At 71.5% G+C, this 7,722-nt stretch carries 8 protein-coding genes; all 8 read left to right on the top strand.

Annotated features, from left to right (window positions below):
* Nucleotides 1-397: 397 nt before the first annotated feature.
* The 8 genes from ABH937_RS37905 to ABH937_RS37870 all read left to right on the top strand — a co-directional run bounded on the left by ABH937_RS37905 (nucleotide 398) and on the right by ABH937_RS37870 (nucleotide 7,499).
* Complete coding sequence (locus ABH937_RS37905) at nucleotides 398-1,144, top strand: DUF2786 domain-containing protein (protein WP_280664028.1); 747 nt, start codon at nucleotides 398-400, stop codon at nucleotides 1,142-1,144.
* Nucleotides 1,145-1,212: 68 nt separating this feature from the next.
* A complete protein-coding gene (locus ABH937_RS37900; protein WP_280664029.1) occupies nucleotides 1,213-1,455 on the top strand; it encodes a hypothetical protein in 243 nt (80 codons plus the stop codon).
* Complete coding sequence (locus ABH937_RS37895) at nucleotides 1,452-1,943, top strand: DUF6197 family protein (protein ID WP_370220834.1); 492 nt, start codon at nucleotides 1,452-1,454, stop codon at nucleotides 1,941-1,943. The genes ABH937_RS37900 and ABH937_RS37895 overlap by 4 nt, the downstream gene beginning before the upstream one ends.
* A gap of 98 nt (nucleotides 1,944-2,041) precedes the next feature.
* Nucleotides 2,042-3,796: a ParB N-terminal domain-containing protein gene (locus tag ABH937_RS37890; RefSeq protein WP_280664031.1), complete on the top strand. Its 1,755-nt coding sequence runs from the start codon at nucleotides 2,042-2,044 to the stop codon at nucleotides 3,794-3,796.
* A gap of 67 nt (nucleotides 3,797-3,863) precedes the next feature.
* Entirely contained in the window at nucleotides 3,864-4,289 is a 426-nt protein-coding gene (locus ABH937_RS37885) for a hypothetical protein (protein ID WP_280664032.1), read from the top strand.
* A gap of 155 nt (nucleotides 4,290-4,444) precedes the next feature.
* Entirely contained in the window at nucleotides 4,445-5,647 is a 1,203-nt protein-coding gene (locus tag ABH937_RS37880) for a hypothetical protein (RefSeq protein ID WP_370220832.1), read from the top strand.
* 378 nt (nucleotides 5,648-6,025) lie between these two features.
* Nucleotides 6,026-7,213 (top strand): hypothetical protein, encoded by a 1,188-nt coding sequence (locus ABH937_RS37875; RefSeq protein WP_280664034.1) that lies wholly within the window; start codon nucleotides 6,026-6,028, stop codon nucleotides 7,211-7,213.
* An 82-nt stretch (nucleotides 7,214-7,295) separates the two neighbouring features.
* Nucleotides 7,296-7,499 carry a hypothetical protein gene (locus tag ABH937_RS37870; RefSeq protein WP_280664035.1) on the top strand — a complete coding sequence of 68 codons (204 nt, stop codon included), beginning with the start codon at nucleotides 7,296-7,298 and terminating at the stop codon, nucleotides 7,497-7,499.
* The last annotated feature ends 223 nt before the right edge of the window (nucleotides 7,500-7,722 follow it).

Below are 7,722 nucleotides of genomic sequence, written 5' to 3'. Positions count from 1 at the left end.
GTGGGTGGGCGGGTGCGGCGTTGGTGGTGGTTGGGGTTGTGGGGGCGGGGTTCCCTCCTCGGTCGGACACCCGTTGGGCGTACCAGGGCCCCGGGCGGGGTGTCCAGGCCGGGCCGCTGCGCGGTCGCTGCGCGAGCCTGGACACCCCACCCGGAACCCCGGTGCGGCGGAGCTGTCCGACCGAGGAGGGAACCCCGCCCAGGGCCCGCTGTGGCCGGGCCCGGCGGGGCGGGTGCGGGTCGGTGCTGCGGTAAAAGGGCAGGTCAGTGGGCTTGTCTGGCTTGACCCGACCCCAGGAACATGGTTTAATTAGCGATGTCGGAAGGGGAGGGCAACACCCCAGCCGGCCACCGGAGGCCGACCGGCCCCGGCACCCACTCTCACCAGGAGACGAGCTGTGACCACCCCCCAGGCAGGCGTGAATCCGAAGTTGGCGACCGTCAAGGCGCTGCTGGCCAAGGCGGAGGACGCCGCGACGCCGGAGGCCGAGGCGGAGCTGGCCCGGAAGCGGGCGTTCGAGATGATGGCGAAGTACGGCGTGGACGAGGCGCTCCTGAATGACGGGCAGCCGTCGCGCGACGGGATCACGGACAAGAACTTCGACCTCCCCAACCCCTGGTCGATGTCCCGCGTCCGCCTCATCTACCTCATCGCTGAGGCTGTCGGCTGCAAGGCCATCCACATGGGCCCGGCCGCGAACGGCGGTCGCCGCGTCCACGTGGTCGGCTACGAGTCCGATGTCCAGCGCGCGGAGATCCTGTACACCTCGCTCCTGCTCCAGATGCTCAACGGTCTCAATCGGCAGGCCGTGCCGTACGGCGTGCGCAGCGCGAAGGCGTGGCGCAACTCCTGGCAGCTCGGCTTCATCGTCCGCGTCACCGAGCGGCTCGCGGCCGTCGAGGAGGCCGCCCGAGCCGCCGCCAGCGGGGAGACGTCCGCCACCGGGCGCAGCGGCGAACTCGTTCTGGCCGACCGTGGCGCGACGGTTCAGGCCGCGTACCGCAAGGCGCACCCCAAGGTCCGGAAGTCGAGTAGTTCTCTCAGCGGCAGCGGGTACGGCGACGGAGTCGCCGCAGGCAACCGCGCCGACATCGGCGGAACCCGCCGCATCGGAGCCATGTCCGCCGGAACGCTGGTCGCCTGATTCGCGCACTCCCGCCGGGGCGGCGGCCCGCCGCCCCGGCCCATCCCGCGCGCGCCGAGGAGCATCGCATGTACATGGACTGGATCAGGTTCCACAAGACCGACGAGAACGGTCGCCACTACTTCCAGGTCTACAGCGTCCCCCAGCAGTGGAACGCCGCTGCCCCGAAGGTCCCCGGCACCGGCCGGATCACCGAGGCCGCCGCCAGTACCTTCGCCAGCGCCAGCCCGGCCGGACACCAGTGGCGTACCCCCTGCTACTGCACCGATTGCGCTATCGCCGCCAAGTCCCCAGAGAGAGCGGCACTTTGACCACCGCGACCGCCCAGGATGACGCCATGCCCCGGAAGCCCCGAGCCACCCCCGCCCGCATCCTCACCACCGCCGCCGCCCATATCGAGCGCGTCGGCCTCTATCAGGGTGACCACCGCTGGCAGCCCGGCCGGATGGGCAACACCGCCCCGTGCAACCTGCTGCACGCATGGGAGTGCGGAGTGCGCGCCGCGCGGCCCCGCTGGTCCGAGCGCGGCCAGGCATGGGAGATCTTCCAGCGGGCCCTGTTCGACTCCCTGGTGGTGCTCAGCAACGAGGCCCACGGCCGCCCCGTGTCGCCCGTCCGGTGGCGGAGGCTAGGGCTTCCCGAAGACGCTTACCGCCGCTCCCTTCTGTGGTGCTGGACTGACTCCCCCGGGCGGACCGCCGCCGAAGCCGCCGCCCTGCTCCGCTCCGCCGCAGCGCTCTACCGAAGTGATGCCGATCACACTGTCCCTGGTTGTCCGACTCTTCAAAACATGGTTTAATTAGTGATGTCGGAAGGGGAGGGCAACACCCCCGACCGACACCCCCCGCCGGGGCCGACCAGCCCCGGCGGAACCTCTCACCAGAAGGCAGTACGACGATGACCATCAAGACCGAGGCCGGCGTCCAGACCGCTCCCGCCCCGTGGCCGACCCTCGCTGTCGCCGAGCTCACCGCGCACCCCGGCAACGTCCGCTCCGTCGAGGCCCCGGCCGACCTGCTGGCCGACGTGAAGGACAGCGGAGTCCAGGAGCCGCTGTACGTCGTGCGCACCCACGGCGACGTGCCGCAGATCATCGACGGGTTCCAGCGACTGGCCGCCGCCATCGCCGCCGGACTGGAGACCATCCCGTTCACGTCCCGCCCGGTGATCCGGATCGACGCGCTCACCCCGCACCCGGCGAACGCCCGCGAGGATCTCGACATCAACGCCCGGTTCGTGGAGAGCTTCCGCATCGAGGGCTGCCGCATCCCCGTCAAGGTCCAGCGACTCGAAGGCGGGACGATCCAGATCAACGACGGGCATCGCCGCTACTTTGGGTCGCAGGACGCGGGCCTCACCCACCTGCCGTACGAGTGGGAGGACGACGACCGGGATGCCGCCGGGCAGTTCCTCGACATGATCACTACCTCCGAGCAGCGCAAGAGCCTGACGCCGGGGGAGATGAACCAGGCCATGTTCAGCGCCGCCGAGGCAGGCGCGCAGGTGGGCCGCATCGCCAAGGCCGCAGGCGTGCGACAGAAGGACGTGAAGGCGGTCGTCCGGGTGCACTCCAGCGAGAAGCTGAGCGAGGCCGTCAGCAGGGCGGGAGGCAGCTACGAGTGGACGTTTGACCACATGGCAGCCCTGGCCGAGTTCGCCGACGACGCCGACGAGTTCGCCGCGATCACCGAGGCCGCCACCGGCCGGTGGGCCGACGACCGCGATGTGGAGTGGGCTATCGCCAGGGCGCGGACCCGGCGCGAAAAGCGCGAACGGGCCGCCACCCACCGCGAGGAGCTCGAAGCAGCCGGGAAGAAGATTCGAGACATCGAAGAGCTGTCCGAGCGAGCCATGCCCGTGTCGAGGCTGAGCGGTGTCAGCGCCGAGGAGCACGACGCGTGCAAGGGGCAGGTCTGGGTGCTCAGCGACCGGAACAACGACCGGTACGAGCCCTACTGCACCGCCCCCGGACTGTACGGGCACACGCCGCCGGAGACCCCCAGTGGCGGCGGCGCCAAGACTGCCGAGGCGGAGGCCGCGAGCGCGTCCCTGGCCGCCGTCAAGGCGGGCAACATCGACTGGGACGCCGCCGAGTCGCTCCGCAGGAAGTGGCTCGCGGACCTGATCAAGTCGCGCAACCTCGCGAAGAGCGCTACGAACGCCATGGTTCAGCACGTCAACGAAGCTCTCATCAGTGGAACTTGGGGAATCTGCGACGACCTGAACAAGGAGCCGACCACCGAGATCCTCGCCACCCTCCTGGGGCTGAACGCCCAGCAGGCCAAGGAGCGAAGCAGCTTCGCGGAGCATGTGGCCAAGGACCCGCGCCGGGCCCCGCAGCTCCAGTTCGCCGCCATCGCCGCCGTCAGGGAGAAGTGCGCGACCCGCTCCGCGTGGCGGACCGACAGCCAGCGCGTTCCGGAGAGGCGGAAGCCCACCGCCCGGTGGTTCAAGGTGCTGGAGGCCCTGGGGTACCCGCTGACGCCCATTGAGCGCGCCGTCGTCAACGACGAGCCGTACGACCCGGCGAAGAACCAGCCCCGCGCCGCGCTCCCGGGCGGAGACGAGCCGGAGGCCGAGCAGGAGCCGGGTGTCGACGAGGAACCGGGCGACCTGGAGGCCGAGTTGGCCGACGACGCCCAAGCCGCCTGATTTACCCCCCCAGACGCCCAACACCGGGGGCGGGAAGCCCCGCCCCCGGCCAGCCCAGGAGCCCCCCATGCCCCGTGCAGCCGCCCTCTCCGAGACCCACGCCGCCGACCACTGCTGCGGATACGCCGCCGCCCCCGCCGAGTCCAACCCCAGCATTGCCGCCGACATCATGCAGGCCCGCGCCATCGCTTCCGGGCTCGCGGAATTCGGCATCGGTTCGGCCCGCTGGTCAGCCGCCTACGACCGCGAGGCTGCCGCCGTCGTCCTGCGCGTGGACACCCCGCGCGGACTGTACGCGCTAGCGATCCCCGAGCCCGGCCAGGCGTTCCCCGTTCGCCACCGGGGGGAGCGCATCGGGGCCCTGGACTGCCGCCGCACCTACGGCACTGCCGACAGCTACACCGCCGCCCTGTTCGCCGCATACCTCCGCGACCGTGGGGCACTCGACCTCCCCGGCCGGGATGTTTGCCTCACGCCACAAAACATGGTTTAATTAATGATGTCGGAGGGGGAGGGCAACACCCCCTCCGATCCACGGGCCGTCAGCCGGCCCGGCCCCGACCCGGCCGAACGCGGAGGGCAACCCGCCCGGCCGGGCGCTCGATTCCTCTCTCACCAGCAGGAGCACTCACGATGAACAGTGAAGCCATGCGGTTTTCCGTCCCCGCCACCGCCCAGGCCCGCGTGCGTCAGCTTGTCCAGGCGACCAACGCCCGCGCCGCCGTCCACAACCTCACCGCGTACACGCTCGACATCTCCACCCCCTTCCTGGCCGACTATCACGACGTTGACGGCCGCCTGATCGGCAAGCGGCCCACCGTCACCGTGACGATCTCCGGTGACATCCCCCGCCACCAGGGCTGGACCGTCATCGCCCGCCTGGACCACGACGAGGAGGGGGAGACGATCACCAGCCTGTTCCCGGGCCTGCCGGAGTCGGACGCCGAGGCCGCGCGCCAGCACCGCGCCATTGAGAACTTCTGCCAAGGGTGCTCCGTCGCCCGCCACCGCACCGCGACCTACCTTGCCCGCCACGAGAACGGCGAGATAAGGCAGTTGGGCACCACGTGCGTCGAGCCGTACACCGGGCTGCCGATCAAGGGCCTTGAGGCGCTGTGGCGCTTCGGGACGCTCAAGGACTCCGATTGGGACGGCGACGAGGGCGGCATCCCGGCCGATCTGCGCGTGCCGGTGATCGAGGTGCTGCGGGTGGCCGCCGCCGTGGTCACGCAGGACGGCCGCTTCTACAGCCGCTCGGAGCAGTGGAAGAACACCGTGCCGACCGCCGATTCGGTCGAAGCGTACTTCTTCGACCGCAAGGCTCCGCAGGAGTGGCGGGACGCCATCAACGCTGAGCCGGACGCGGCGGGCACCGCTGCCGCCGTCCTGGCGTGGGCCGTCCAGGGGTACGGCAGTCTCTCCGAATACCGCCACAAGGTAGGCCAGTTGGCCAAGGGCGAGACCGTCGACCCGCGCCACCTTCCAACGCTGGTGTCCGCCATCGCCGGATGGCACCGCGACCAGGAGAAGGAGGCCACCGAGCGCGCCGCCCAGAACTCCAAGCCGCAGGGCACCGTGGGCGAGCGCATCACCACCAGCGCCACCGTCACCACCGTGATCGAGCTGGAAGAGCGGTACTACGGCTACCACGCCCAGCGCCGCCGCCTGATCAAGTTCCAGGACCCGAGCGGCAACGTCTACGTCTGGTTCTCCTCCTCCGCGACCATCCCCGACAAGGGCGACGAGGTCGAACTGACCGGCACGGTCAAGGACCACAGCATCTACAACGAGACCGCGCAGACCGTCCTCACCCGGTGCCGCGTCGCCGAGCGCGAACCGGTCGCCGCCTAGGAGCCCCGAGCCGGGCGGGAGACCGCCGCCCGGCCTGCCCCGGCCGCCGGGCCGTGGGGCCGGGCGGCATCGAGCCGCCCGCCTCCACGCTCCGCCCACCACCGACCGGGCGGGCCAGCGTCGGCGGCACGCCGACCCCGGTCCCCCGAACGAAAGGGCGTCCCTGCGGGACGGCTCAGCCTGGCCCGGCTCGCAGCCGGCCGGGACGTCCGGGCCGCAGGCGGCCCTCCCGCCCCATCCGGACGCCGGGCCAACGGGCGTGCCCTGCGGGCACGACAGCACTCTCCATCGCGCTCCGCGCGACCAGGGCGGCAACCCAACGACGGGGTCGCAGCTCGCCCCCGACCTCACCACCGACACACCCGCGAGGACTTCCCCATGCCCGAGCCCGTCTGCGTCGCCCGCCCGGCCGCCCCGTTCGGCGACCCGTCACCCGAGACCTGCCTCCAGGTCGCGGGGGAGGCCGCCCTCCTCGCCGTCACCGCGGCCGACGACGCCATGGCCGCCGTGTGCCGCAGCCGCACCGCGAACGCGGAGCGCCGGGAGGCGGTCATGCACGCGACCCATCAGGAAGCCGTCGAGGCCGCGCGGCACGCCGACCGAGCCGAGCAGTACGCCGCCGATCCCGAGATGCCGACCAGCGCCCTGGTGTTCTGCGCCCGGAAGGCCGTCGACCACGCCGTACGCGCCCAGACCGCCGCCGGAGTCGAGACGACGGCGACCGACCTGCGCGCCCGACTGGCGAGAGTCCTGACCCCAGCCGAACAGGCCGAGCGAGAGAGCACCCGCCGCCGCGAGCAGGCTCGGCACGAAGCCGAGCAGCGAGCCGCCACCGGCATGGACCGCGAGAACCGGGAGCTGGCCGCGTCGAACCGATACCTCGCCGAACACCACGTCGCCGAACTCGGCTGGACCGCCGGACACCTGCGAGTGCTGGAAGCCGCCGAGACCGGCCGCCTGTACTGGCGAGACGGCCGGGCCCGGCTCGCGGCGCAGTACGGAGTGTGGAACGGCGGACGCCGGGTCAGCCAGGAACGTACGCAGGCACTGCTCAGCGCCCGGTTCCTGGCCGCCGCCAACACCAATGACGGTGTCCGCGTGCTCACCCCCAGCCCGATGGGCCAGGTCGCCCTCGAACTCGCCCGGCTCCACCAGGACGGACTGCACATCAACGACCAGGCCGCCTACGAGGCGCGGTTCGCCCGCGTCCGCCGACGCCACAAGCGCCGCGACGACCAGAAGGCCGCCGCCCGCCGCCTGCCGCAGCTCGACCCCAGCGCCGAGAAGCTGTACCGCAGGCCCGCCACCCTCGCCGAGCAACAGGCGCTCGCCCTCCGCGCAGGGAAGCTGCACCGCAGTGCAGAAGGGCTGCGCCAGGTGCCGGCCGCCACCGCCGGGCAACGGGTGCTCGCCGACTACGAGTCGACCCGCCCAGGGGCAGACGAAAGCGGGTACTGCCCCGCGGTCGAGCCGCCCCGGCCGGCCGCCGCTCCCGCCGAGCTTCTGCCAGCCCCAGCGGACACGTCGCTGAGCAGCAAGCGTGCTGTGCAGCCCACTCTGTGGTGATTCCCCGGTTCCTAGCCTGCTTCCGTCATGTCAGCTGCTCGTGGCAGTCTGGCCATCCATTAGTACAAGGGGTTTCCGCACCATGATCATTCACCCACTCACCATGATGCTGTCCACGCTCGGCTGGACAATCGGGGGCGGCCTCGTCGGGCTGGTTCTGGCCCTGCTCGGAACGGGCCCGCTACTGCCGACCGTCTTGATGTGTGGCCTGATCACGCTTGTGCTTGGCGGTGCGATGAATGTGGACCGGTTTCTACGCTGGCGCCGTGGTGAACTGGTTCAGTAACTCGCCGGCATTGTTGGGTTGTTGTGCCTCCGGCGGGTCCTCTCTCGGAGGGGGTGGGGGGTGGGGGGTGGGTGTGCGGGTGCGGCGTTGGTGGTGGTTGGGGTTGTGGGGGCGGGGTTCCCTCCTCGGTCGGACACCCGTTGGGCGTACCAGGGCCCCGGGGGGGGGGGGGGGGGGGGGGCCGGCGGCGGGGGGGGGGGCGGGGCGGGGCGCCCCCCCCCCC

It is taken from the genome of Kitasatospora sp. GAS1066B (genome assembly GCF_041262605.1).
In the GTDB taxonomy this organism is placed as follows: Bacteria; Actinomycetota; Actinomycetes; order Streptomycetales; family Streptomycetaceae; genus Kitasatospora.
The sequence above is the reverse complement of the archived record's forward strand: the minus strand, read 5'-3'. Positions and strand labels throughout refer to the sequence as shown.

Bases quoted from the DNA above. Each gene is read 5' to 3' on its own strand.
- ABH937_RS37900 (WP_280664029.1), top strand. From the start codon at position 1,213: ATGTACATGGACTGGATCAGGTTCCACAAGACCGACGAGAACGGTCGC.
- ABH937_RS37870 (WP_280664035.1), top strand. From the start codon at position 7,296: ATGATCATTCACCCACTCACCATGATGCTGTCCACGCTCGGCTGGACA.
- ABH937_RS37890 (WP_280664031.1), top strand. From the start codon at position 2,042: ATGACCATCAAGACCGAGGCCGGCGTCCAGACCGCTCCCGCCCCGTGG.
- ABH937_RS37875 (WP_280664034.1), top strand. From the start codon at position 6,026: ATGCCCGAGCCCGTCTGCGTCGCCCGCCCGGCCGCCCCGTTCGGCGAC.
- ABH937_RS37885 (WP_280664032.1), top strand. From the start codon at position 3,864: ATGCCCCGTGCAGCCGCCCTCTCCGAGACCCACGCCGCCGACCACTGC.
- ABH937_RS37880 (WP_370220832.1), top strand. From the start codon at position 4,445: ATGCGGTTTTCCGTCCCCGCCACCGCCCAGGCCCGCGTGCGTCAGCTT.